Raw genomic sequence first — 24,373 nt, 5'->3', positions numbered from 1 at the left:
TTCATAGGGCATATACATAACTAACCTATTGTGTGAAGGGGAGGACCTCATTGGCTAGATATACTAAAGATCCCGTTCAGTTGCAGCAAAAACTTATACATGTTCAGTCAGAATTAAAGAAAGAACAAGAACGGATTGATCAGTTTAAAAGAACTTACAATTATCAATACATCGAGCAGCTCAAGGAAGATAATCACTTGTTAGAAATAGATAAGGAAGAACTTGAGAGACATTTATATGATTTAGAAAAAAAACTTGAAAAATATAAACGTCAAATGGATGTCGCGAATTTGAAAGTAAAAATGTATCAAGACGCCTGGGAAAAAATTGACCAAGAATATCAGCAATTAAAAGAAGACTATCAAGAGCTAAAAGAAAACCATCAAGATTTACAAGGTCGATTGTTCAAATTAAATTCTGAACAACAACAAAATGAAGTTATTCTTATAGAAAAAAATCAAAACATTGAAAAACTGGAAAACAAACATACTTCTCAGAACCAACACATTGAGGAATTAGTAAGAACACAATTCTTTCAAAATAAAAAAATTGAACAACTTGAATTAAAGTCCCAAGCACTATCGAATGAAGCTCATCATTACCGACAACAAACAAAATCGACTCAAAACGCATATGGTCAATTAGAAAGAGTATTTCATCAGTTTCTAATTAGCCATTTAATTAATCAACTTAAAGGGATTAGTCAACAAATGATTTATAATCAAAAGAATGATTCTAGTAAAACACAGCTCATCTTAGCTTTAGAAGAACGGCTAGCAGAAATTTCTGATGAAATTATCGAGCTAGAATCTCAGTCAGAAAAATAAAAAAGGAATGCCCTCTTAGCCTTAAGGGCATTCCTTTTAAAGATTACATTTAATTATGAGTTAATTTCTTGCTTTGTCGGTAAAAGATCTTTTTCAACTTGACCATCTTTTAAGACATATTGAATTAGATTGTTGTCTGCTAAAGAATAAATATCATCAAGTGGATTTCCATTTACAATAATAAGATCAGCTAATTTTCCTTCTTCAACTGTTCCGATGCGATCTTCCCAGCCAAGACATTCAGAAGCGGTTTTAGTTGTGGCGACAATGGCATCCATTGGTGTCATGCCAGCATCAACCATTAAACCAAGTTCTCTTAGATTTGTTCCATGCTTCATTACACCTGCATCGGTTCCCATTGCGATTTTTACTCCAGCGTTATATGCCTTTGTAAAACTAGCACGGTGTTGTTCAATTACTTCTTTAGATTTATCGACGGCTGATTGCGGCATGCCTTTTTCATCAGCAGTTTCTAAGACGGATACAGGAGCTAATAGTGTTGGAACGAGATATGTGCCATTTTCAAGCATTAACTCAATAGCTTCATCATCAATGAAGATTCCATGTTCAATCGAGTGAATACCTGCACGCACAGCGTTCTTAATTCCTTCAGCGCCTTGTGCGTGTGCCATCACTTTAACACCTTTTCTGAATTTCCCTTCCTCAACAATTGCCTTTAATTCATCTAAAGAGAATTGAGTGAACTCAGGGTGATCAGTTGGACTTAGTACCCCACCAGTTGCGTGTACTTTAATAACTTCTGCCCCGGCACGCAACATTTCGCGTGTTTTCTTTCTCACTTCTGCAACTCCATCACAACGACCATCAGGCATACCGCGATGTCCAGAAGGTAGAATATCTAAAACGTCCCCATTAAGTTGTGTACCATCACCATGACCACCAGTGATTGTTAAAGCATTGATACTTAGCTGCATTCTGGGCCCTTTTATTAACCCGTCTTCTACAGCTTTTTTTACACCAAGGTCAGTACCTAGGGCGTCTCTCACCGTTGTAATACCGGCGTTTAATGTGTTTTCGAGATACTTTTGTGCTTCAAAATACATGTAAGAAAAAGGCTTTGTTAGGCGTTCTGCTAATGGAGAGTATTCCAACATCATATGAACATGGGTATCAATGAGCCCAGGTAGGATGGTGCCACCTTGAGCATCGACAACATTCTCATCTCCTGCAGAGGTGTAACTTGATTCTGGCCCAACATACTTAATCTTTTTACCTTCAACAACTACAACTTGCCCTGAATGAGGTTCACCACCATTTCCATCAATCAGCAAACCGTTTTTAATTAATGTTCTCGTCATAATTTAAAACCTCCTCTATAGTGTTTGGATTAAAATACCCGTAATGACAACAGATGCAACTGTAACTGTTGTGAATCCGCCAATTAACATAGGGGTTAATAACTCATCAAAAATCATTTTCTCTTCTTTCTCATTACGAGCTGTACTTCTACTTACTTCTTCACAAAGGATGTAATCTCCTGGAAAGCCAAATAAAGCTGTTAAGGCAACTGGCATCCCTTTGTATGGGTCCCATTTAACTAATTTGGATCCGATATAACCGCCCAATGCGATACCTAATGTTCCCAGTAGCAAGATAGATAAAATAGCTGGTAGGTGATCTAACACTTGATGAGGTGTCACACCAGCCATCGTTCCAATAACGACGAATATAATTCCAATCATTGTTAAGGTAAAAGAATTAGCTCGATTTAGAGATTCATTTTCAAGTAACCCGACTTTTACAGATAGAATTCCAAGACCTAGACACCATAAGCTGTAATGAATACCAGTTAGTTCACCGAGCACAACACCAACTGCACCGACAACAAAAACTAAGAATAATTTAATCGTTGTACTTGATTTAAGTGGGCCTTGTTTTTTATGCCCAGCGATTGATTCAGCTATTGAAGCACTTTTCATCGGCGTAAACGTCCCATTATCAATCCCATTTATAATTTTCTTGGCATATCGTCGCATGAAATTTAGTGCAAGTGGCATTCCTAGAACACCTTGGAAAGCTACGATGAGTGCAGGAATGACAACGATTGTAGATAAACCAATTTCGGTTAATTTTTCTTGCGTGATTAATAATGCTACAACCCCACCACTAATAGGGCCAATCCCTGCAATTGCTGTTTCATAACTAAATACGAAAGTAATAATAGATAAGACCAATATTCCGGAAATAGTAATCCCGCTTAGTGCAATAATTACGGCTTTGTATTGACTCTTAAGAATGGATAACGGAATTAATGTTCCCATATGAACGATGGCAGGACCAATTAATATTGAACCTAATACAGCAAACTGTGAGCGATCCATGATGTCTTCCGGAAAGATACCGGTCCATGACAGGATTAGGAAGCACACCATTGCTGTTAATAACATTGGAACTCTTGCTTTTGTTACAATCGATACCCATTCACCAAACGCAATTAAGGCAAAAATGAGTACCGTTGCAATTAATGGATTGTTTAGTAATTCTGTCATTCCTAATCCCTCCCAAGAATATTTAATAAAAACTATAGCACCGGGTTAGAGCAATGTAAATACCTAATTTCTGACTATTTATTCAAGTCAAAATAATCATAAAAGATGTTTGTAATCGCTTTATTTGATGTCTTATTCACAAAGGAAACGATTACACAATTAGATGAATAAAACGCTTTCAAACTCTGTAAAATTTTTTTGACAATGATACCTAACATCGTATAAACAAACGCAACTGTGACATATTAAAGGTGATTAATATATAAAGGAGCTTGGGCTATGTCACATCAAGAGATAAAACCTCTAGAAGTCAAAGAAAAGTTAGAAAATAATGAAGAGCTAAGCATTATTGATGTGAGGGAAGACGATGAAGTTGCACAAGGCAAAATCCCAGGAGCAAAACATATTCCTTTAGGCGAAATACCAGATCGTTTAGATGAAATAGACGAAAACAAAGAACATATCATGGTTTGTCGCTCTGGAGGTAGAAGTGGAAAGGCGACGGATTTCTTAGAAAGCAAAGGGTATAAGGTGAAGAATATGCCTGGGGGTATGCTTGAGTGGGAAGGGAAAGTTGAACGCTAGAAGGTGGTGATAGAATGTCAAAAGTTCAACATATATCAGTAAAAACATTGACACGAAAGATATTAAATGGTGATCAACTATTTATACTGGATGTACGGAAGACTGGAGATTTTGATGATTGGAAAGTAGAAGGTGAGAATGTTGAAGTTTATAATAAACCATTTTCTGATTTAGATGATAATGTTGAATCGATTAAAGATAAGCTCCCCAAAAACCAAGCAATATACGTGATTTGTGCTAAAGGAAACTCATCCCGAATGGTAGCAGAACAAATTGCTGAATCCGGATATGACAATGTTTATTCTATTGAGGGTGGAATGACGTCATATAGTGAGCACCTTGAACCGATAAAAATTGGTAAAGTGTCGGGTGGAACGATTTATCAATTTCTGCGTATTGGTAAAGGCTGCATATCTTATTTGATTGCATCGAATGGTGAAGCAGCGGTTATTGATACTAATCGTATGATCAATCAGTATGATGATTTTCTAAAGGAACATAGTTTATCTATCAAATCTGTTTTAGACACCCATTTACATGCCGACCATATTTCAGGTGGTAGAGACTTAGCAAATGAGCATGGAGCAACTTATTATTTGCCACCGAAAGATGCAACTGACGTCCAATTTGAGTATCAGCCGATAGAAGATGGAGATGAAGTTAAAGTTGGTGATACGACCATTAAAGCCTTCTACTCTCCAGGTCACACAATTGGAAGTACGTCTTTTATCATAGATAATCAGTACCTATTAACAGGTGATATTTTATTTATCGATTCAATTGGGCGTCCTGACTTAGCCGGCAAAGCTGAAGATTGGGTTGGTGACTTAAGAGAGACGTTATATGAACGGTATAAAAAGTTATCTGAGGATTTAATAGTCCTACCAGCTCACTATATGAGTATTAAAGAAATGAATGATGATGGTAGTGTGTCTGAAACGTTAGGTAAGCTGTATAAAGAAAATCATGGTTTAAATATCGAAAGCGAAGAAGAATTTCGTACTGCGGTAACAGATAATTTACCACCACAACCAAACTCGTACAACGATATCCGCCAGACTAATATGGGTCAAAAGAATCCAGAAGATGAAGAGCAACGTGAAATGGAAATCGGTCCAAACAGATGCGCGATAAGGTAGTATAAAGTATGACCAGTCATTTTGATGGCTGGTCATAACTTTTTTATGGATTTCCCCATAAATCAGAAAAATTCCCTATAAAATTAATTTTTTCCCCATAAAACAAAATTTTTCCCCATATATTTAAATTTTTCCCCATAAATTAAAAAAATTCCCCATAAATAAATCAGCCACAATCTGAACAATAGGCAATAAGTCTAGAATTTAACTTCTAAACAAAGTGAGATACCAATATAATAAAACAAAATTGGTAAAAGGATGGTGTCTATGGCTAACCTAAATGAACAAGCCAAAGTTTATTTAGAAATGTTTCAAGATATGCCTGATCTATCAACAATGGAGCCAAGCGAGGTCAGATCTCTTTTTAAACAAATGCCAGTTGTAGGGCAAGGCTTTGAAGAAGTAAGTGAAATAGAAAACAGAACAATTTCCGCAAAAGATGAATATGAGATTCCGGTAAGAATTTATAAACCAGAAGGTCAAGGCCCTTTTCCTGTATTTATTTATTACCATGGTGGTGGCTGGGTATTAGGTGACTTAGAATTAGTTGATGCAACATGTCGGATTCTTACAAATGAGACAAAACGCATTGTTGTTTCAGTAGATTACCGTTTAGCACCTGAGTACCGTTATCCAACTCCGTTAGAAGATTGTTATAAAGTACTTGAATGGGTATATGCTAACCCAATTGAGATTGATGGAGATGTCACGAATATTACAGTAGGCGGGGATAGTGCTGGAGGGAACTTAGCAACTGCTGTATCAATGCTGGCTAAGGATCGCGAAGGCCCACCTGTTAAAGCGCAAGTCTTAGTCTATCCAGTTACAAACTTAAGTTATGACACATCCTCATATGAAGAGTTTGCAGAAGGTTATGGGCTTGACCGAGGTTTTATGCAATGGTTTGGAAAACATTATGTTCGTGACGAGGATGATTATTATAATCCTTATATTGCACCACTTACGTGTGAAGACTTAAGTGGGTTACCATCCTCGATAGTTATTGTAGCTGAGAATGATGTTCTTCGTGATGAAGGATTGGCTTATGCTAGAAGGCTAAAAGAAGCGGGAGTTAGAATGGATGCCAAGCTCGAATTAGGTATGGTTCATGGGTATTTTACGAATGTCGTTTTCTTTGAGGATCGTATAAGGCAAACGGTTAAGAAAATTAATCAATTTTTAACTGAAGTCAATGATCAAGTTGTTGAACAATAAGGATAGTGCCTGGCAACGATTGCTAGGCACTTTTTTTCACATTTAGGTCTAATTCTTATAAAATGTGGTATAATACGAACAAACGTTCTTATTAATGGAGGGATTATGATGGACTCCATCCTTCAAAGGGCCATGAATCAAAAACAACGTCTTGAAATGATCTATTTAGACCGTCAAGGCGATTATAGCCAACGTGTTGTTCGGATTGTGAAAATCGATGATGAATCTTTTTTAGCATATTGTTACACAAAGCAAGCAGTTAGGCGTTTTAAGAAAATAAACGTGTTATCAATCCTACCTTATAAAAAGGGAAAAACAGATCGGGCATAGAAAAGCATTACCAAGGTGCAAATACCATGGAGGTGCTTGAATGAGCTTTGATAATATTACAGATGTTTCAGGTATCAAGGTTGGCCATATTGAAGACCAGAAGGCATTAACAGGGTGTACGGTTATTTTGACAGAGGAAGGGGCAGTTGCTGGTGTGGATGTTCGAGGAGCAGCACCAGGCACACGTGAAACAGACTTGCTTAACCCAGTAAATATGGTAAATGAAGTGCATGCCATTTGTTTGTCGGGTGGAAGTGCATTTGGGTTAGATACTTCAAGTGGTGTGATGAAATTTTTAGAAGAAAAAGGAATTGGACTGGATGTTGGTGTTGCGAAAGTTCCGATTGTACCTTCAGCCATCTTGTTTGATTTAGCTGTGGGAGACCCAAATGTTCGGCCTAATGCAGAAATGGGTTATGAAGCCGCACAAAAAGCAGCAAGAGGGATATTTAGACAAGGAAATGTTGGAGCAGGTTGTGGAGCAACAGTAGGAAAAATTATGGGGTTCGAACATTGCATGAAAGGTGGCTTGGGGAGTTCTGCCATTACACTAGAAAATGGATTAACAGTTGGAGCGGTTGTGGCAGTTAATTCATTAGGGGAGATTCGAGAGCCGAAGACTGGAAATGTTATAGCAAGCGCTATTCATCCGGAGACGGGTGAGCTAGTTGACAGCGAAGAGTTTATGATGACCCAAGTGGAATCGTTTGGGCGAGTAGGTCAAAATACGACGATTGGAGTAATTGCCGTTAACGCTAAACTTTCAAAATCAGAAGCTACTAAAGTTTCTCAAATGGCGCATAATGCTATTGGGAGAACAATCTTTCCAGCTCATACAATGTTTGATGGTGATACAATTTTCACTCTAGCAAATGGTGATCGTCAATACTCTTTAGATCTCATTGGATCACTTGCAACACAAGCATTAGAAAAAGCAATTATAAGAGCTGTCAAACGGGCTGAAACCACACAAGGGATTAAAGCTTTTGAATAATATCACTCACTTGCATAATTTTCCCAAGACTGTACAGAATAAGTCTTGGAAAATGGAGGTGAAGTGAATGGCGAGAGTTGCAGTAGAAGATACATTAACTGATGTAAAAGAATTACTACAGCAAAATGGACATGATGTTGTCACACTTGAAGGTGATAATGCAGCTGGTTGCGATTGTTGCTGTATTTCTGGGCAAGATCAAAATGTTATGGGTATGAGTGAAGCAACATCAGATGCATCCATTATTAACTGTGATGGAATGACAGCACAGGAAGTTCTTGATGAAGTAAATGAACGAGTTCAACGTAAGTAACTCACATATTCCCCTTACTAACTGTGAGGGGATTTTGTTTTATAGAAATGAAAAAGATGTCATGAGAAATATATGTTATTCTATGACCAAACCGTTAAAAGGAGTTACAAGTGTGAAAATCAATATTCTATACGAAGATAATCATCTACTATTTGTCGAAAAACCAGTCAATGTTCCAGTACAAGCTGACCAATCACAAGACCGTGATCTATTAACCATACTTAAAGAGTTTATAAAAGAAAGAGATAACAAACCGGGCAATGTATATTTAGGGTTAGTTCATCGATTAGATCGACCAGTTGGGGGTGTTATGGTATTTGCCAAAACATCAAAAGCAGCTTCTAGACTATCTGATCAAATCAGACGAAATGTGTTTGACAAGCAGTATTTAACCGTTGTCCGAGGCGGACCAAACGATTCACAAGGTCAACTAAAGGACTTTCTATTAAAAGACAAAAAAGAAAATAAAGTGCATGTCACATCACATAAGAATAAACAGGCTAAAAAAGCAATTTTAGACTATGAATTAATTGGGGCGAAAAAAGGGTTAACCTTGCTTAAAATTGATTTACATACTGGAAGGCCACATCAAATTCGAGTTCAACTGTCATCACGTGGTTGGCCGATTTATGGAGATCAAAAATATGGGGCAAAAGTGAATAAACCAGGTCAACAAATTGCCCTGTGGTCGCATGTGCTCACTATTGAACACCCAACCAAAAAAAAGGAAGTCCGTGTCGTTTCAAATCCACCAATGGACTTCCCGTGGCATTTATGGGGTGACAAATATTAAAGTGAATGTGTTAGTTGCTTGAACGATTGTAGCAATTCACTTGTCATATCACCATTCAATATAACAACTAGAAAAACAATAACCGAAACAATCAATATAAGTCTTTCAGAAGTTCCGCCGGTTTTATAAGTTAATATTGAGCTAGGATTAAAAGGTTTCTTTATAATAGGATAGAAGATCGGAACACCTCTATTTGAAAAGAAATCTCCTAATATATGCCCAATGTACCCAATGGATAGACCGTATGTAAATGGTGAAGGATAGTTTAAACATAGAATGGTAATGAGAATCCAACAGAATACTGAATGAGTAAATCCGCGATGGCCAAAGAGCATTTGGATTAAATGTGAGACTCCTAAAGATCGTTGACCGATGAAGGAGTCTTTTTTATCGATGTCTGGTAGTACACTCCCAATCAACACACCTGCAAAGTAACCAGCAGAAAAAGGGACCTCTAAGTATGTTGATACACCTGCTGCAACTGTTAGTGAAGTAATCATATGTGTTTTTGCTTCCAAGTTGATTCACCTAAAATCTTGTTGTTTTTAAAAGGACTGTAAGCAATATTTTACCATAAATATGAAAGAGTAAAATGAACAATTATTAACTAAAAATTCTGAATTCATATTGACAGATCTACAGGTTAGACTTAACATATTTTTAAGTAATTGAGTTATTTGATTTTCAAGAAAGGAGGTAAACTATTGATTTCATTCAATTTTTCTAACTCAACTAGAATTCTGTATGGAGAGCATAAGCTTGACCCGTTTTTATTAAAAGAACTTAAACGTCAAAACAAAAGAAGTGCGTTTTTGGCAACTGACCCAGGCCTTGTCCAAACAGGAATAATCGAACGAATAGAACAATTACTACATGACCAAGGTATCTCTGTTCATATTTTTTCAGATGTATCACCAAACCCTAAAGCGAGTTCAGTCAGGAAAGGAGCGCTTGAATATCAAGAGGCAAATTGTGACTTTATACTGGCTATAGGGGGAGGCAGTCCTATGGATTTTGCCAAAGCTGTAGGAGTGGTCGTGAGTCACGGTGGTGATGTACTAGACTATGTTGTTGACCAGAAACCTATTAAACATTCATTGCCATTTTTAGTTTGTGTGCCGACTACAGCTGGAACAGGATCTGAAGTGACTTCCGTTGCAGTCGTAACAGATGAACAACAAGAACGAAAGTTGGTATTAGCTTCTCCGCTAATTGGCCCTGATGTAGCCATTATTGACCCAATATTAACGGCTACTTTACCCCGTCATATAGTTGCCACAACCGGCATGGATGCATTCGTGCACGCAATTGAAGCCTATACTTCAATTAATGCTACCCCTTTTACAGATAGTCTTGCTTTACAATCTATGAAAATGTTAAAGGAACATCTTCCAGCTAGCTATGCTCACGCCTTTAATAGTGATTCCCGAGCACAAGTTCAAATTGCAAGTACCATGGCAGGTGTAGCTTTTAATGCAGCTGGGTTAGGTTTGGTCCATGCCTGTTCACATCCAATCTCTGCATTATTTCAGGTACCTCATGGTTTAGCAAATGCTATCATTCTACCAAAAGTCACAGAATACAATGTAATCTCTAATGTGAAGAAATACGCTGACATAGCACGAATATTAAATTCTAATCTTATAAACTTAGATGATGAAACTGCAGCATTTACGATTGTCGATTCAATCGAAAAATTTAATAATCAATTAGATCTTCCAAAAGATTTTAGTTATTTAAAAGAAGTGACGCTAGATCAACTTGAAAAGCTAGTTAATGATGCGATGCAAGATCAGTTAACGATTCCTTTAAATCCAAGGAAGGTTGAAAAGGAAGATGTTGAACAAATTTATAAAAAACTTTTACCTCAGTTAAAAAGCCATGCTGTCGCACATTCTAGTAGATAAACACATCTTAAATATATTTTGAAAAGTTGTAAATTTCAGATTAATTATCATATAATGAATTTGTAAAAACAGACTAGGAGGGATATGAGGATGGGCAGATTTGAGAGTAAGGTAGCCCTAGTTACAGGTGGTAGTAGAGGCATCGGGAAAGGAATAGCAAAAAAATTTTTAGAAGAAGGGGCTAAAGTTGGAATTATTGATGTGAACGAAGAAGCCCTAGCTGAAGCACAAAAAGATTTCACAAGTAAAGGTTATGAAGTGTTCACGAAAGTAGCGAGTGTGACTGAGTACGATCAAGTTGAACAAGCAGTTGAAGGACTTGTGAACCAATTTGGAAGCGTTGACATTTTAGTAAACAATGCAGGTGTCATTCGTGATAACTTGTTATTTAAGATGAGTAGTGATGACTGGAGTATGGTTATGGATGTCCATTTAAAAGGAGCATTCAACTGTTCACGTGCCGTGCAGAAATATATGGTTGAACAAAAGTATGGCCGCATCATTAATATTTCATCCACTTCTGCACTAGGTAATAGAGGACAGGCCAATTATTCAACTGCCAAAGCAGGGCTACAAGGGTTTACTAAAACATTAGCCATTGAGCTGGGTAAATACGGTATTACAACCAATGCAGTAGCTCCTGGGTTTATTGAGACGGACATGACAAAAGCGACAGCTGAGAGAATCGGAATTACTTTTGAACAATTAGTTGAGCATAGTGTAAGCCAAATTCCAGTAGGGCGTAGTGGTAAACCAGAGGATATTGCAAATGCTGTTGCATTCTATGCTGATGAAGCTTCATCTTTTGTTAATGGTCAGGTCATCTACGTTGCTGGTGGTCCAAAAGATTAATAGAGGGGGATGAATGTGTTACACAATTTTATTGGTGAAAAATCAAATAAAGTAATAAATGTGATCGAGAAAGGTGCAGCGATTAAGTTTGCAAAGGCAATTGGTGAAACGCACCCAATGTATGTGGATGAGGATTACGCTAAGAATTCAAAGTTTGGAAAATTATTCGTTCCGGCGACTTATCCCGTAACATTAAATTACGGAGAGATTGACGGAATGAAATTACCAAGTGCAGGGCTAATCCATGGAGAACAAAGCTTTCACTATTATCGTCCATTAACAGTCGGAGATGTTGTGCACTGTTATCGAGTAGTGACGAATTATACTGAAAAAGAAGCAAAAAGCGGCACGCTAGGAATGTTAACATTTACGGATTACGGTGAAGACGAGCATGGTGAGACTATTTTTGAGTGTGTACGCGTCGTAATCTTGACGGAAACGGTCAGAAAGGAGTTAAGCTATTGAGTACATTAAATTTATTAAGAATCAGTGATGAACTAGAATCAATAGAACTTGAACCTGTTAATCGTTTAGAGCTTATTAAATATGCAGGCGCTTCTGATGACTACAATCCAATCCATACGATTGATACTGAGGCAGAAAGGGCTGGGCTTCCTGGTATAATTGCCCATGGAATGTGGACAATGGGTAACTTATCACGTTTGTTTTCACATTATATAGAAGAAGGATACATTGAAGATTATCGTGTTCGGTTTACTGGAATGGTATTTTTAAACGATGTAATATCTTTAAATGGTAAGCTGGTTGATCGTGATGGAACGCAATTGATCTTTGATGTGAACGCTTCTAAGCAGAATGGTCAAAAGGTGATTCAAGGCCAGATAAGTTTTAGGTTATGGGACTAAACTATTTTTTTGGAATGAACATACTAACCGGTCAGTAAAATATATTGAGGAGTGATAAAATGCATTTACGACTAACTGAAGAACAAAAAATGGTTCAACAAACGATACGGAAATTTGTGGAAAAAGAGCTTATTCCTTTAGAGAATGACGTGTTGAAAAATGAGCGCGAAGGTCGACCGAGTATTTCGAACGAAAAATTAAAAGAGCTTCAACTAAAAGCTAAAGAAGCAGGGTTCTGGGGAATTAATACTCCAGAAGAATATGGTGGTGTAGATCTAGGTCAAATGATGATGGCCATTGTATTTATGGAAATCTCTAAAACATTCGTACCGTTCTTTTTCGGTGGCTCTGCTGATAATATTTTGTACTACGGAAACGAAGAACAAAAAGAAAAATACCTTATCCCAACAATCAATGGTGACAAAAAATCTTGCTTTGCAATGACAGAGCCAGGAGCAGGGTCTGATACACGTAATATTAAAATGACAGCTGTGAAGGATGGCAATGAGTGGGTGTTAAACGGTGAGAAGACGTTTATCACTGGTGGAAATGAAGCAGACTTTGTCATGGTTATTGCGGTTACTGATAAAGATAAAGGTCCTGAGGGTGTAACGTGTTTCATCGTAGATCGTGACATGGGTTGGGAGTCAGAGTACATTCATACAATGGGTGAATGGGGGCCAGCTTCGTTATTCTTTGATAACGTAAGGGTTCCTGAAGAAAATATACTAGGTGAAGTTAATGGTGGTTATAAATTAGGACTCGAGTGGATTGGATTTGCGAGGTGGGTTGTAGGTGCTAGAGCAGTAGGAGCTGCAGAACGTTTATTACAGATGGCTATCGATTATTCTAAGGAACGTGAAACTTTTGGAAAACCAATAGCTGACCGACAAGCTATTCAATGGCAAATCGCAGATTCGGCGGTCGAAATTGAAGCAGCTAAATGGTTAGTACTCAATGCTGCTTATACATTAGATGCAGGAGAAGATAACCGTCACTTAGCTTCTATGGCTAAGCTTTATGGTTCAAATATGGGGAATAACGTGGTTGACCGTGTATTACAAATTCATGGTGGGATGGGTTATACACGTGAATTACCTATTGAACGTTGGTACCGTGAGGCGAGGCTTTGGAGAATTTATGATGGAACAGATGAGATTCAACGTTTGATTATCTCTCGTAATCTTTTAAAAGGACACGTAAAAGTCGGACAATTTATTTAAAGACCCCAATAAAATGGTTAGAAATGTTATAATCATACTAAAATCGCAATGTTATGGGGGCTTTAGTATTGAAAGAAAAGATTATGCAAACAAGTATTCAATTATTTGGTAAAAAAGGTTTTACAGAAACCTCTGTACAAGATATTGTGAATGAAATTGGAGTAACAAAAGGGACTTTCTATTATTACTTTACTAGTAAAGAAGAGGTTCTAGCAATGATTCATTATGAATTCATTAGTAATATCTTAAATAAACAAGAAGAAGTACTTAATGATGAAAAATTAGACTACAAAGAAAAACTCGATCGAATTATTAAAGTACTCACTTATGAGATTAAAAATAGCGGACAAAGTGCGAGAATCTTCTTCCGCGAAATGCGCCATATTAGTGAAAAGCAACTAGAAAGAATATCACCAAAACGTCATCAATTTCGAAAAAACCTTGAAAGTTTAATCAAAGAAGGAATTGAACACGGTCAATTTCAAGGCCATGTAAGACCAGACATACTTTCATATGCTATTTTAGGAATTACAAATTGGAGCTATTTCTGGTATGATCCGTCAGGCCCAATTAAAGAAGATGAATTAGCAGATGGTTATGTGGAGTTTGTCTTAAAAGGTCTACTTAATTAAGGTGAGTAGACGTTTAACTGAAACATACTAACTAGTTAGAATCTAGGAGGGTAAATCATGAAAGCTGTTCAGTTTAAAGAGTTTGGTGGTCCAGAAGTTCTCGAATATGTTGATTTAGAAAAACCCGAACCATCAGGGCGGGAAGTAGTCATTGAGGTTAAAGCAGTTGGTGTAAACTACGCTGATACCGCACGTCGTGAAGGTGAGTATGTCGTGGAGACAACATTACCATTCATACCTGGTGCTGAGGTTGCTGGTATCGTATCAGATGTTGGTCATCAGGTGGAGAACTTTAATAAAGGTGATCGAGTTGTAACGTTAATTGAATCTAAAGGATATGCTGAGTATGCGTTAACGCATGAGAAAACATTGATTCCTATACCTGAGGGTGTTGATTTTGAAACCGCTGTCGCTTTACCTTTACAAGGTTTAAGTGCCTATCATATTTTAAAAACGATGGGGCGATTAGAAGAAGGTGAGACTGTTCTCATTCACGCAGCAGCAGGCGGAGTGGGAACGATTGCAGTTCAGTTAGCTAAAATATTTGGAGCGAGTAAGATTATAGCAACTGCTAGTACAGAAGAAAAATTACAACACGCGAAAAGCATGGGGGCAACTCATCTTGTAAATTATAGCGAAGAAGGCTGGGAACAAAAAGTTCTTGAGCATACAGATGGTGAAGGTGTCGATGTTGCCTTAGAAATGGTCGGCGGTGACGTCTTTAAAAAGACTCTTAAGTGCTTAGCGCCATTTGGTCGTCTCGTCATCTACGGTGTAGCGAGTCGCGTTCAACCAAAGCTTTATCCATCCTATTTAATGGGGAAAAATCAATCAGTCGTTGGCTTTTTCTTACCACAGATTATGCGTAAACAAAAGCTCTTCCAACAAAGTTTAAAAGAACTATTAACATACTTACAAACGGGGCAGGTTAAGTTATCCATTGGTGGAGTTTACAATTTATCAGAGGCACAAAAAGTACATGAATTGTTAGAGGGACGTCAAACAAAAGGCAAGCTAGTTTTAAAACCTTAAATTCTCTTAATAACATGCTAAGCTTTCCGCAGGCAAGGATTTAAGGATATGAATAGTTTTATTTCCTAACGTCTGCGATTGCTTTAAACACATACTAACTATGAAAAAGTCAAACATGTTAAAAATACGCCTTGAATAGACTGAATGTTTTTATTATTATAAAATTAATATACTAACCGGTCGGTTAATAAAATTTATAAAGGAGTCTTAGCGATGAATTTTGATTACACAGATCAGGTCAAAGAATTACAAGCTAAGCTTGAAAGATTTATGGATGAGCATATTTATCCTAATGAAAAAGTTTTCGCTGAACAATTAGCTTCTCAAGAATCAAGGTGGGAGAACCCTCCCATTTTAGAGGAACTGAAGGAAAAAGCCAAACAAGAAGGATTATGGAATTTATTTTTACCGGATAGTGAATATGGAGCGGGATTGTCTAACCTTGAATATGCGCCATTATGTGAAATTATGGGACGGTCTAGTATTGCCCCTGAGGTCTTTAACTGTTCTGCCCCAGATACCGGGAATATGGAAATCTTAGAACGTTATGGCACCGAAGAACAAAAGAAAAAGTGGTTGGAACCATTGTTAAACGGTCAAATAAGATCATGCTTTTCTATGACTGAACCTGATATCGCCTCATCTGATGCTACAAACATTAGAGGTAGTATTGTACGTGATGGTGATGAGGTTGTGATTAATGGACGTAAATGGTGGTCTTCTGGTGCTGGAGATCCAAGATGTAAGTTTGCCATCTTTATGGGTAAATCTGATCCAGATGCTCAGAAATATGAGCAACAATCAATGATTATAGTGCCTCTTGATACACCCGGGGTAGAAATTAAACGAATGTTACCAGTGTTTGGGTATGACCACGCCCCGCATGGCCATGCAGAAATAGAGTTTAATAATGTGATAGTACCAGCATCAAATATTTTGTGGGAAGAAGGAAAAGGTTTCGCGATTGCACAGGGACGACTAGGCCCGGGTAGAATTCATCACTGTATGAGAACCATTGGAGCGGCAGAACGAGCACTAAACATTTTTTGTAAGCGCATCCATGAACGTGAGACATTTGGCAAACCATTAAAAGACCAAGGCGTTATTCAAGAGTGGATTGCAGATTCAAGAATTGAAATAGAGCAAGCAAGATTATTAACGTTAAAAGCGGCTTATATGATGGATACGGTTGGAAATAAGGAAGCGAAAACTGAGATTGCCATGATTAAAGTGGTTGCTCCAAATATGGCACTCAAAGTGATTGATAAAGCAATTCAAGTGTTAGGGGCTGCTGGGGTGAGCGAAGATTTCCCACTAGCATCTAGCTACGCTTCGATTAGAACGCTACGTATTGCAGATGGGCCAGATGAAGTTCATCGTCGTACTATTGCGAGACAAGAGCTTAAGAAGTATCAAGAAAGGAGTCTAACTCATGCACGTTAAAGATTTATTTGATTTAACAGATAAAGTTGCAATCGTAACAGGTGGTGGAAGAGGTTTAGGACAACAGATTGCAGAAGGCTTTGCAGAAGCGGGAGCCAATGTCGTTGTCTGTTCTAGAAAACTCGAAGCTTGTAAAGAAGTAAGCCAACAATTACTTGATAAAGGTGTGCGTTCAATTGCAGTTCAATGCGATGTGACAAAACCAGAAGATATACAAAATGTAGTCGATCGCACTCTCGATGTTTTTGGCAAAATAGATATTCTAGTCAATAACAGTGGAGCAACTTGGGGAGCGCCAGTAGTTGACATGCCACTTGAAGCTTGGAATAAAGTGTTCAATGTTAATGCAACTGGCACATTTCTAATGTCTCAAGCTGTTGGTAAAGTCATGCTGAAACAAAAACAAGGAAAAATAATTAATATATCTTCAATAGCTGGTTTAAAAGGGTCTAACCCTGAGCTCATGGATACAATCGGCTATAACTCTAGTAAAGGTGCGGTCATTTCTTTTACTAGGGACTTAGCTGTAAAATGGGGGCCTCATGGTATTCATGTTAATGCGATTGCTCCTGGATTTTTCCCGACAAAAATGTCGAAGATCTTATTAGAACAAGGGGGAGATGAATTCTTAAAAGGTACCCCACTTAGAAAGTTTGGGTCGGATAGTGATTTAAAAGGTGTTGCATTGTTTCTGGCATCTGATGCCTCAAACTTTGTAACTGGCGATGTAATTGAAGTTGATGGTGGAAGCCACGCTATGTAATTAATAGGAGGTTTAGTTATGGCCAGAGAAGTGGTAATTGTCTCTGCTGTTCGGTCTGCAATCGGACGTGCAGGAGGTACTCTAGCACCATTGCCTGCCCACAAGTTTGGAGCCGGAGTGTTCAAAGAGGCTATTAACCGAATTAATCTCGATGTCAATTTAATAGACGATGTGATTATGGGCAACGTGCTTAGTGGTGGAGGAAATATTGCTAGATTAACAGCTCTTGAGACAGGTTTATCTGTAGAATTACCTGGACTTACGGTTGATCGTCAATGTGGGTCAGGTGTTAATGCTATCAATCTAGCAGCGCAAGCCATTAAAGCTGGAACAGGTGAGGTTTATATTGCGGGTGGAGTCGAAAGTATGAGTCGCGCTCCATATTTAATGGATCGACCGACAAAAGCGTTTAGTCCAGTCCCTCCACAGTTTCGAAAGTCACAATTGTCACCGACTGAGATTGGTGATCCGCCAATGGGCATCACAGCAGAGAATCTTGTTAAACAGTATAAGATCAGTCGTGAAGAACAAGATCAATTTGCATTAGAAAGTCAAAAAAGAATGGCACAAGCGATGGAAGAAGGTCGATTTGATGAACAAATTGTACCGATTGAAGTTCCGGTAAAAAGAAGTGAACCAATTATTTTTGACCAAGATGAACATCCTAGGCCTCAGACGACAATGGAAGCACTAAGTAAATTACCACCGGCTTTTCTAATGGCTGGTTCTGTTACAGCCGGCAATAGTTCAGGATTGAATGACGCTGCAGCAGCTCTAGTGTTGATGTCTAGAGAAAAAGCTGATGAATTAGGATTAGAGCCTCTTGCAGTAGTCAGAGAGAGTGCTGTAGCAGGGGTAGATCCCAATATAATGGGAATTGGTCCAGTGCCAGCAACCAAGAAGGTATTAGAAAAGACGAGTATGTCACTAAACGATCTAGACTTGATTGAAATAAATGAAGCTTTTGCTTCACAAGTGCTAGCTTGTAATCGTGAATTGGAGATGGATTTAAATAAAGTAAATGTTAATGGAGGAGCAATTGCGCACGGACATCCACTAGGAGCAACAGGAGCTATATTGGCTATTAAAGCAATCTATGAATTACGTCGCACTGGAAAATCAACAGCACTAATTACAGCGTGTATCGGTGGTGGCCAAGGAATCGCAACCATTATAGAAGTGGTTTAAAGTATTGGAGGGTTTTGAATGAGTCCGAAAGATACAATTCCAGTCAGACAAGGAGAAGAATTAGATCTTGAATTTATCGAAAACTTAATACGCCAACATGTTAGTGGACTAAGTGATGACCCACTAGAAATTGAACAGTTCTTTTTAGGAAGTTCTAACTTAACCTATCAATTAAGAATTGGAGATTGGGAAGCGGTTCTAAGGAGACCTCCACATGGTCCAGTTGCACCAAAAGCCCATGATATGGAACGAGAGTATAAGATTTTAAAAGAGATTAATCCGCATTTTCCTGCAGCTCCTAAACCTTACTTTTTTTATCAGAATGAGAAAGAAGGTAAACCATTCTTTGTCATGGAACGAAAAAGAGGAGTTGTGCTAGATTCAAACATGCCTGAAGAGATCGTGTTATCTGAAGAAAAGAATCGAGAAATATCTGAAGCAATGGTAGATACACTGGTACAACTACACGATATCGATTATACCAAAACAAAATTAAAGAACATGACTAAACCTGAAGGATTTATGGAACGCCAAGTACACGGGTGGATTAACCGTTATGAGCGCTCTAAAACAGATGATATCACTGGGATCAATGAGCTTACAAGGTGGATGGCGAATAATATACCTAATACGAAGGAATCCACAGTGATTCATTATGATTTTAAGTTAAATAATGCAATGTTTGCGAAAAATGATTTAACTAAATTGGTGGGATTGTTTGACTGGGAAATGACAACAGTTGGAGATCCATTGGCAGACCTTGGTGTGGCCATGAGTTATTGGCAAGAGTCAACTGATTCAGAGTTATTAAAGAAAGGCTTAGGTAATGAACCAATCACAACACGTCCAGGGTTTATGTCACGTGATGAGTTTATTGAGGCTTATGCAAAGAAGAGTGGCCGGGATGTAACTAATATGAATTTCTATCAAACGTTTGCTTATTTTAAACTAGCTGTGATTTGCCAACAAATTTATTACCGATGGAAGAAAGGTCAAACACAAGACACGAGGTTTTCTAAACTTAACCATTTTGTCGAGAACTTAATCGAATACGCCTTATATTCTCTTGATAGAAAATCGTATTAAAGTTCGTTGTTAATTATGGCTCGCTTTCGGTGAACGCTTTCCGCGGACACGGTTTCAGCTTCTCCGAACTCGTGAGACTCGTTCGGTAAGATTAGGATGTTCGGCTAAGTTCCACGTCGTGCGCTTGCGATTACTCGGCGCAAATCTAAACAATGACGTCATGCAAGTAGCATTTGTTGCGACGCCGAACTAACCCACAGCCTGTGGCTCTTCAGCTCGTGCTGTTCCCGCAACGAACTGGACGTTCTAGTGTCGGCGTTGGGCACAGGATATGACTGCTATTAGCCGACCAGGAGTCGTCACCTTCGCTTACCATATTAAAACAACTCCTCTAAGTGGCCCTGCTGCCTATTACGGTGAGGCAACGTATAGTGGCCTAGAGATGGCTGTTGATGAGATTAATGAAGCTGGTGGTTTTGATGTAGACGGCCAAAACTATACTATTAATTTAGTGTCTCTTGATGATCAATACTTACCAAACGAAGCAGCTTCCAATGCTCAACGCTTAGTGGAAGAAAATGATGTATCAGTTGTTTTTACACCCCATAGCGGTGGAATTATGGCTCAACAAGTTCTTAATGAGCAAGAAGAGTTTTTAATCATGGCATATTCAAGTGAACCAGCCATAACTCAACAAGGTAATAGTTTAACTGTAGCAATTCCTCCTAGATATGATGGTTATATTGAACCATTCACAGAATACGCTATGGAGACACATGGGACAAAAATAGCTCTATTACCAACGTCCTCACAATATGGTAAAGACTGGACTGAGCATTTAGAACCTCATTGGACTGAACAAGGTGGCGAGGTTGTGTTCAATTCAACCATTGACTTCGCAAAAGATACGGACTTTTTCACGATACTAACTAATGCTCTTGAAAATGATCCAGATGTTATCTTTATTGGTGGTCCATCACAGCCAACAGTAAAAGTTGCGCAACAAGCACGTGAACTTGGTTTTGAAGGTGGGTTCATCATTATGGATCAGGCAAAGCTGGATGAAATGAAAGAAGTCACTGGAACATACGAGACGTTTGAAGGTAGTGTCGGCGTAACGCCACTACAACACTCTGATTACCCAGGGACAGATGAGTTTGTACAAAATTATCAAGAACTCTATGACAAGGTCCCAGGATCTGAGGCTGGTTTCCATTATATTTCTGCTTATATCTTAGTTGAAGCAATGAAAGCAGCTGGAACAGTAGATGCCGCACATGCTATTCGTGAGAGTATGCAACAAGGTATTGAAGCTCTTCCAGAAGATAAAATGGTTTATGATATTCCTGGGATTTTGGAGGAAGGTAACTTTGATGTATTACAAAGTATGTCCGTTGTAGAAAATGGAGAGATTGTACCAGTTGAAATTGATTAATAATCTTTACTTTACAGGTAGCTATTAAAAGTTACCTGTATTATTTTGTAAAAAAACGAGAGTCATATATACAAAGATTTTGTCGGAAGTTTAATTCTATAGAACTATTAAACTAAGAACAATAGTTATATAGAACTGAGTCACAGTATCTATTTTGAGTTTTCTGAAAAATATTCAAAGGAAATGTATTGCTACTCGTTGAAAATTTAAATTGAAAGTATTTAGTTAATTTTATGGGAGGTTACGAGATGAAAAAGGGTAGAGTATTAACAAGAAAGGTTGGATTGGTTTGTTTATCTGCCATTATGTTATTAGCCACTTCTTCACCAAGCCATGCACAACCTGAATCATTTGAAAGAGTACCAGAGTCTTTCGCAGAGAAAATTTCTAGTGATTTATTACCAAAAGGGGCAAAAATGGATGAGACAATTGAAGTAATCATTCAGTTTGAAGGGGAACCAGTACTAAAGAAATATACAGAATCTAATGCAAAAGGTATAAAGATGAGTAAACAGTCTCAGAGGAATCATGCAAAAGGACTTAAAAATAATAAACAAAATGCCAAATCATTAATTGCTAAAAAGAATGGTAAAGTAATAGATAGTTTCGAAAAAGTATATAATGGTCTTTATGTACAAATTGAAAGAGGCGATCTAAAAGAATTATCAAATTTGCCTGAGGTAACAGCAATTCATTCAGTAAAACCTGTTGAACTACACAATGACACTTCTGTACCTTTTATTGGTGCACCAGAAGTATGGGAGAAGGTTGTTGATGGCGTAAATGTAACAGGTGATGGTATCTCTGTTGCCGTTATTGATACTGGAATAGATTATACTCACGCTTCATTCGGTGGAGAAGGAACTGTAGAGGCTTATCAGTCAAATGACCCCGATGTTGTTGAAGAGGGGACATTCCCTACAGCTAAAGTTGTAGGTGGCTGGGACTTTGTTGGGACAGATTATGATGCTAGTTCTGATGACCCTGAAAAACGTATCCCAAAACCGGATGCCGACCCATTGGATGAACATGGTCACGGTACACATGTAGGGGCGACTGTTGCTGGTTTAGAGGTAGATGGCAAAGTGGGACAAGGTGTAGCACCAGGCGCAGAACTTTATGCTTATAAAGTATTTGGAGCAGGTGGCTCTACAGCCGTTACAGCGCAAGCGTTAGAAATGGCTATGGACCCGAATGGTGATGGTGATTTATCTGACCATGTTGATGTTGTCAACATGTCATTAGGTTCACCGTATGGGCATCCGAATGATCCTTCAGCACAAGCAGCAAACTTAGCAGTGGAAGCAGGTATTATTGTAGTAGCTTCTGCAGGTAACTCTGGAGATGTTCCATATATCACTGGTTCTCCTGCGGTTGCAGAAAGAGCGATTAGTGTAGCAGCTTCTATTGATGATGGAATCGTTGTTGGCGGGCTAGAGGTTAACGCACCAGAAGGAGTTTCTGGACTGTATGAAGCTGTAGAAGGAGCTATAACAATTCCACTAGCTGAAGCAGGTGACATCACAAATGATGTTGTTTATGTTGGTAGAGGGTGTGAAATTGACGAATATCTTGATGATCCTAGTGGAAAAATTGCTATGATGGACCGAGGAGAATGTAACTTTACAGAGAAATTACAAAAAGCACTAGATAACGGCGCAATAGCAGGTATAGTTGTAAATAACGGTCCTGGTGACCCAATCGTTATGGGTGGTGACCCTGTAGAACTTCCAGGTGTCATGATTCATCAAACAACTGGAACTAGCATAAAAGAAGCTTTAGAAAATGGTGAAAGCGTTAATGTAACTTTATCTGATGAAGTTAAAGTTGCAAAACCTGAGCTAGCTGATACCATTGCTGACTTTAGTTCAAAGGGTCCAGGAAGAGGAAGTATTGGATTTAAACCAGAGATTTCAGCTCCAGGCTATTCAATTAGTTCAGCAGCAGTAGGTTCTGGAGACGGGGCCACCCAAATGAGTGGTACTTCAATGGCGGCACCACACGTCGCTGGAGTTGCTGCGCTGTTAAAGCAACTTCGTCCTGGTTGGAACGCTGAGGAAATCAAATCGCTTATGATGAATACGTCAACAACAATTGTAGATATTGAAGGTGATATTTACCCACTATCTCGTCAAGGTGCAGGACGTGTACAAGTAACTGAAGCAGCTGAAACAACTAGTGTTGTATACCCTCAAGCAATTTCTCTTGGGTACCTATCTTTGGAAGATGAATCGACTCGTCATAAGAATGAACGAATTACAATAACGAACAAAGGTGACAAAACTAAAAACTATACTGTAACGTGGGAGAATCGTTTTGGCACTCAGTCTGGTGCTCTGAACGTTAATTTAGAAGATAATTTAACAGTTAGACCAGGAAAGAGCACGAAGTTAAAAGTTGATTTTACAATTGATGCTAGTCAGGTTGGTGATGATGATCTACAAGAACTCGATGGTTACGTGGTTTTAACAGAATCAAACGGTGAAACTCTACGTGTACCATATCAAGCAGTTGTAGAAAAGATGAGCAACATTCATGCTAACTCAAATAATAAAGAAATAAAACTTAGAAACCAAGGCGGGTTAGATACACAAGTTAATTTCTTTATGTTTGGTGAGGAAGACGCTACAGAAACGGGTACTCATTATGATGTTAGGGCTGTTGGTGCTCGTTCTCAAGGCGGAGTTACAGAATTTCTAGTCTCTAGTGAAAGTAATTGGGAATCTCCAAATATGATCGAATATGATATTTATATTGACAATGATATGGATGGTGTAGAAGATAGTATATTGTTTAATATAGATTTAGGAACGTTATCAGGTGTCGATCCTACTGGAGATCAAGTATCTGTGCTATACGATTTAGAAACAGGTGCTTTAACACCATTATTCTATATCAATTTAGGTGGCTCCTATAACGATAACTACATGAGCTTACCTGTTGTAAATGAAATGGCTGGAATTGATGGTGATTTCCAGTATCAAGTAGTAAGCTTTGATGTTCTCACAGATAATCTAGATTTTAATGATGGTGGATGGATTAATTATAACTCTAATCAAGAACCAGTCGAATTAGAAACCAACACGGTAGAACTACCAGCACGTAGTAAACTAGATGTAGCTTTCACAGCCCATGAACAAGGCAAGGTATTAATGTTAAGTAACGCTGAACAACCGTACAAGATCTTAGATATTAAAGGGAAAGGTAACGATAAAGGTAAAGGGAGACCATAATAACAATATCCGTCAATTCGGTACTGCACCCCAAATGTTAGAGTGAAATTATAACGTTTGTGGTATT

Annotated in this window: 24 protein-coding genes; 21 read left to right on the top strand and 3 right to left on the bottom strand. The window is 38.2% G+C overall.

Annotated features, from left to right (window positions below; genetic code table 11):
* The first annotated feature begins 50 nt into the window (after nt 1–50).
* The gene (locus tag ACTWQB_RS06060) at nt 51–827 is read left to right on the top strand and encodes a hypothetical protein (RefSeq protein ID WP_443138290.1); all 777 of its coding nucleotides are present in this window, start codon (nt 51–53) and stop codon (nt 825–827) included.
* Nucleotides 828–880: 53 nt separating this feature from the next.
* On the opposite strand, the gene ACTWQB_RS06055 is transcribed toward ACTWQB_RS06060, so the two are convergent.
* Together ACTWQB_RS06055 and ACTWQB_RS06050 are read right to left on the bottom strand one after the other, a co-directional pair.
* Nucleotides 881–2,146, bottom strand: a complete 1,266-nt coding sequence (locus ACTWQB_RS06055) for an amidohydrolase family protein (RefSeq protein ID WP_443138289.1) — start codon at nt 2,144–2,146, stop codon at nt 881–883.
* A gap of 15 nt (nt 2,147–2,161) precedes the next feature.
* Nucleotides 2,162–3,337, bottom strand: a complete 1,176-nt coding sequence (locus ACTWQB_RS06050) for a hypothetical protein (RefSeq protein WP_443138288.1) — start codon at nt 3,335–3,337, stop codon at nt 2,162–2,164.
* A 279-nt stretch (nt 3,338–3,616) separates the two neighbouring features.
* Here ACTWQB_RS06050 and ACTWQB_RS06045 point away from each other — a divergent pair, with 279 nt between their 5' ends.
* The 7 genes from ACTWQB_RS06045 to ACTWQB_RS06015 all read left to right on the top strand — a co-directional run bounded on the left by ACTWQB_RS06045 (nt 3,617) and on the right by ACTWQB_RS06015 (nt 8,706).
* Nucleotides 3,617–3,922, top strand: coding sequence for a rhodanese-like domain-containing protein (locus ACTWQB_RS06045; RefSeq protein ID WP_443138287.1), 306 nt, complete (start codon nt 3,617–3,619; stop codon nt 3,920–3,922).
* Nucleotides 3,923–3,936: 14 nt separating this feature from the next.
* Nucleotides 3,937–5,061: an MBL fold metallo-hydrolase gene (locus ACTWQB_RS06040; protein WP_443138286.1), complete on the top strand. Its 1,125-nt coding sequence runs from the start codon at nt 3,937–3,939 to the stop codon at nt 5,059–5,061.
* Between the two features lie 267 nt (nt 5,062–5,328).
* Complete coding sequence (locus ACTWQB_RS06035; RefSeq protein WP_443138285.1) at nt 5,329–6,276, top strand: alpha/beta hydrolase; 948 nt, start codon at nt 5,329–5,331, stop codon at nt 6,274–6,276.
* Between the two features lie 108 nt (nt 6,277–6,384).
* Entirely contained in the window at nt 6,385–6,606 is a 222-nt protein-coding gene (locus ACTWQB_RS06030) for a hypothetical protein (protein WP_443138284.1), read from the top strand.
* Between the two features lie 40 nt (nt 6,607–6,646).
* A complete protein-coding gene (locus ACTWQB_RS06025; protein ID WP_443138283.1) occupies nt 6,647–7,600 on the top strand; it encodes a P1 family peptidase in 954 nt (317 codons plus the stop codon).
* A 67-nt stretch (nt 7,601–7,667) separates the two neighbouring features.
* A complete protein-coding gene (locus ACTWQB_RS06020) occupies nt 7,668–7,913 on the top strand; it encodes a YkuS family protein (protein ID WP_443138282.1) in 246 nt (81 codons plus the stop codon).
* Nucleotides 7,914–8,025: 112 nt separating this feature from the next.
* Nucleotides 8,026–8,706 (top strand): RluA family pseudouridine synthase, encoded by a 681-nt coding sequence (locus ACTWQB_RS06015; RefSeq protein WP_443138281.1) that lies wholly within the window; start codon nt 8,026–8,028, stop codon nt 8,704–8,706.
* On the opposite strand, the gene ACTWQB_RS06010 is transcribed toward ACTWQB_RS06015, so the two are convergent.
* Nucleotides 8,703–9,224, bottom strand: a complete 522-nt coding sequence (locus tag ACTWQB_RS06010) for a metal-dependent hydrolase (RefSeq protein ID WP_443138280.1) — start codon at nt 9,222–9,224, stop codon at nt 8,703–8,705. The two genes, ACTWQB_RS06015 and ACTWQB_RS06010, sit on opposite strands and share 4 nt — an antisense overlap.
* A gap of 186 nt (nt 9,225–9,410) precedes the next feature.
* Between ACTWQB_RS06010 and ACTWQB_RS06005 the strand changes: the two genes are divergently transcribed.
* The 13 genes from ACTWQB_RS06005 to ACTWQB_RS05945 all read left to right on the top strand — a co-directional run bounded on the left by ACTWQB_RS06005 (nt 9,411) and on the right by ACTWQB_RS05945 (nt 24,306).
* The gene (locus ACTWQB_RS06005) at nt 9,411–10,613 is read left to right on the top strand and encodes an iron-containing alcohol dehydrogenase family protein (RefSeq protein WP_443138279.1); all 1,203 of its coding nucleotides are present in this window, start codon (nt 9,411–9,413) and stop codon (nt 10,611–10,613) included.
* 90 nt (nt 10,614–10,703) lie between these two features.
* Nucleotides 10,704–11,465 (top strand): beta-ketoacyl-ACP reductase, encoded by a 762-nt coding sequence (locus tag ACTWQB_RS06000; protein ID WP_443138278.1) that lies wholly within the window; start codon nt 10,704–10,706, stop codon nt 11,463–11,465.
* Between the two features lie 15 nt (nt 11,466–11,480).
* Nucleotides 11,481–11,930 (top strand): FAS1-like dehydratase domain-containing protein, encoded by a 450-nt coding sequence (locus ACTWQB_RS05995; RefSeq protein ID WP_443138277.1) that lies wholly within the window; start codon nt 11,481–11,483, stop codon nt 11,928–11,930.
* The gene (locus ACTWQB_RS05990) at nt 11,927–12,331 is read left to right on the top strand and encodes a MaoC/PaaZ C-terminal domain-containing protein (protein ID WP_443138276.1); all 405 of its coding nucleotides are present in this window, start codon (nt 11,927–11,929) and stop codon (nt 12,329–12,331) included. The genes ACTWQB_RS05995 and ACTWQB_RS05990 overlap by 4 nt, the downstream gene beginning before the upstream one ends.
* A 59-nt stretch (nt 12,332–12,390) precedes the next feature.
* A complete protein-coding gene (locus tag ACTWQB_RS05985) occupies nt 12,391–13,554 on the top strand; it encodes an acyl-CoA dehydrogenase family protein (RefSeq protein WP_443138275.1) in 1,164 nt (387 codons plus the stop codon).
* A 68-nt stretch (nt 13,555–13,622) separates the two neighbouring features.
* The gene (locus tag ACTWQB_RS05980; RefSeq protein WP_443138274.1) at nt 13,623–14,186 is read left to right on the top strand and encodes a TetR/AcrR family transcriptional regulator; all 564 of its coding nucleotides are present in this window, start codon (nt 13,623–13,625) and stop codon (nt 14,184–14,186) included.
* Nucleotides 14,187–14,243: 57 nt separating this feature from the next.
* A complete protein-coding gene (locus tag ACTWQB_RS05975; protein ID WP_443138273.1) occupies nt 14,244–15,218 on the top strand; it encodes a quinone oxidoreductase family protein in 975 nt (324 codons plus the stop codon).
* A gap of 213 nt (nt 15,219–15,431) precedes the next feature.
* Nucleotides 15,432–16,661, top strand: coding sequence for an acyl-CoA dehydrogenase (locus tag ACTWQB_RS05970; protein WP_443138272.1), 1,230 nt, complete (start codon nt 15,432–15,434; stop codon nt 16,659–16,661).
* Nucleotides 16,651–17,424, top strand: coding sequence for an SDR family oxidoreductase (locus tag ACTWQB_RS05965; protein WP_443138271.1), 774 nt, complete (start codon nt 16,651–16,653; stop codon nt 17,422–17,424). Before ACTWQB_RS05970 ends, ACTWQB_RS05965 begins: the two co-directional genes overlap by 11 nt.
* 18 nt (nt 17,425–17,442) lie before the next feature.
* Nucleotides 17,443–18,612, top strand: coding sequence for a thiolase family protein (locus ACTWQB_RS05960; protein ID WP_443138270.1), 1,170 nt, complete (start codon nt 17,443–17,445; stop codon nt 18,610–18,612).
* An 18-nt stretch (nt 18,613–18,630) separates the two neighbouring features.
* Nucleotides 18,631–19,698 carry a phosphotransferase family protein gene (locus tag ACTWQB_RS05955; protein ID WP_443138269.1) on the top strand — a complete coding sequence of 356 codons (1,068 nt, stop codon included), beginning with the start codon at nt 18,631–18,633 and terminating at the stop codon, nt 19,696–19,698.
* 271 nt (nt 19,699–19,969) lie between these two features.
* Complete coding sequence (locus tag ACTWQB_RS05950; RefSeq protein WP_443138268.1) at nt 19,970–21,073, top strand: ABC transporter substrate-binding protein; 1,104 nt, start codon at nt 19,970–19,972, stop codon at nt 21,071–21,073.
* Nucleotides 21,074–21,321: 248 nt separating this feature from the next.
* A complete protein-coding gene (locus tag ACTWQB_RS05945; RefSeq protein ID WP_443138267.1) occupies nt 21,322–24,306 on the top strand; it encodes a S8 family serine peptidase in 2,985 nt (994 codons plus the stop codon).
* Nucleotides 24,307–24,373: the final 67 nt, after the last annotated feature.

Origin of the sequence: Piscibacillus sp. B03 (assembly GCF_052246295.1) — a bacterium.
GTDB lineage: Bacteria > Bacillota > Bacilli > Bacillales > Alkalibacillaceae > Piscibacillus.
The sequence above is the reverse complement of the archived record's forward strand: the minus strand, read 5'-3'. Positions and strand labels throughout refer to the sequence as shown.

Coding starts and splice junctions, on each gene's coding strand:
- ACTWQB_RS06055 (WP_443138289.1), bottom strand. CDS start 2,146: ATGACGAGAACATTAATTAAAAACGGTTTGCTGATTGATGGAAATGGT.
- ACTWQB_RS06050 (WP_443138288.1), bottom strand. CDS start 3,337: ATGACAGAATTACTAAACAATCCATTAATTGCAACGGTACTCATTTTT.
- ACTWQB_RS06045 (WP_443138287.1), top strand. CDS start 3,617: ATGTCACATCAAGAGATAAAACCTCTAGAAGTCAAAGAAAAGTTAGAA.
- ACTWQB_RS06040 (WP_443138286.1), top strand. CDS start 3,937: ATGTCAAAAGTTCAACATATATCAGTAAAAACATTGACACGAAAGATA.
- ACTWQB_RS06035 (WP_443138285.1), top strand. CDS start 5,329: ATGGCTAACCTAAATGAACAAGCCAAAGTTTATTTAGAAATGTTTCAA.
- ACTWQB_RS06030 (WP_443138284.1), top strand. CDS start 6,385: ATGGACTCCATCCTTCAAAGGGCCATGAATCAAAAACAACGTCTTGAA.
- ACTWQB_RS06025 (WP_443138283.1), top strand. CDS start 6,647: ATGAGCTTTGATAATATTACAGATGTTTCAGGTATCAAGGTTGGCCAT.
- ACTWQB_RS06020 (WP_443138282.1), top strand. CDS start 7,668: ATGGCGAGAGTTGCAGTAGAAGATACATTAACTGATGTAAAAGAATTA.
- ACTWQB_RS06000 (WP_443138278.1), top strand. CDS start 10,704: ATGGGCAGATTTGAGAGTAAGGTAGCCCTAGTTACAGGTGGTAGTAGA.
- ACTWQB_RS05985 (WP_443138275.1), top strand. CDS start 12,391: ATGCATTTACGACTAACTGAAGAACAAAAAATGGTTCAACAAACGATA.
- ACTWQB_RS05975 (WP_443138273.1), top strand. CDS start 14,244: ATGAAAGCTGTTCAGTTTAAAGAGTTTGGTGGTCCAGAAGTTCTCGAA.
- ACTWQB_RS05970 (WP_443138272.1), top strand. CDS start 15,432: ATGAATTTTGATTACACAGATCAGGTCAAAGAATTACAAGCTAAGCTT.
- ACTWQB_RS05965 (WP_443138271.1), top strand. CDS start 16,651: ATGCACGTTAAAGATTTATTTGATTTAACAGATAAAGTTGCAATCGTA.
- ACTWQB_RS05960 (WP_443138270.1), top strand. CDS start 17,443: ATGGCCAGAGAAGTGGTAATTGTCTCTGCTGTTCGGTCTGCAATCGGA.
- ACTWQB_RS05955 (WP_443138269.1), top strand. CDS start 18,631: ATGAGTCCGAAAGATACAATTCCAGTCAGACAAGGAGAAGAATTAGAT.
- ACTWQB_RS05950 (WP_443138268.1), top strand. CDS start 19,970: ATGACTGCTATTAGCCGACCAGGAGTCGTCACCTTCGCTTACCATATT.
- ACTWQB_RS05945 (WP_443138267.1), top strand. CDS start 21,322: ATGAAAAAGGGTAGAGTATTAACAAGAAAGGTTGGATTGGTTTGTTTA.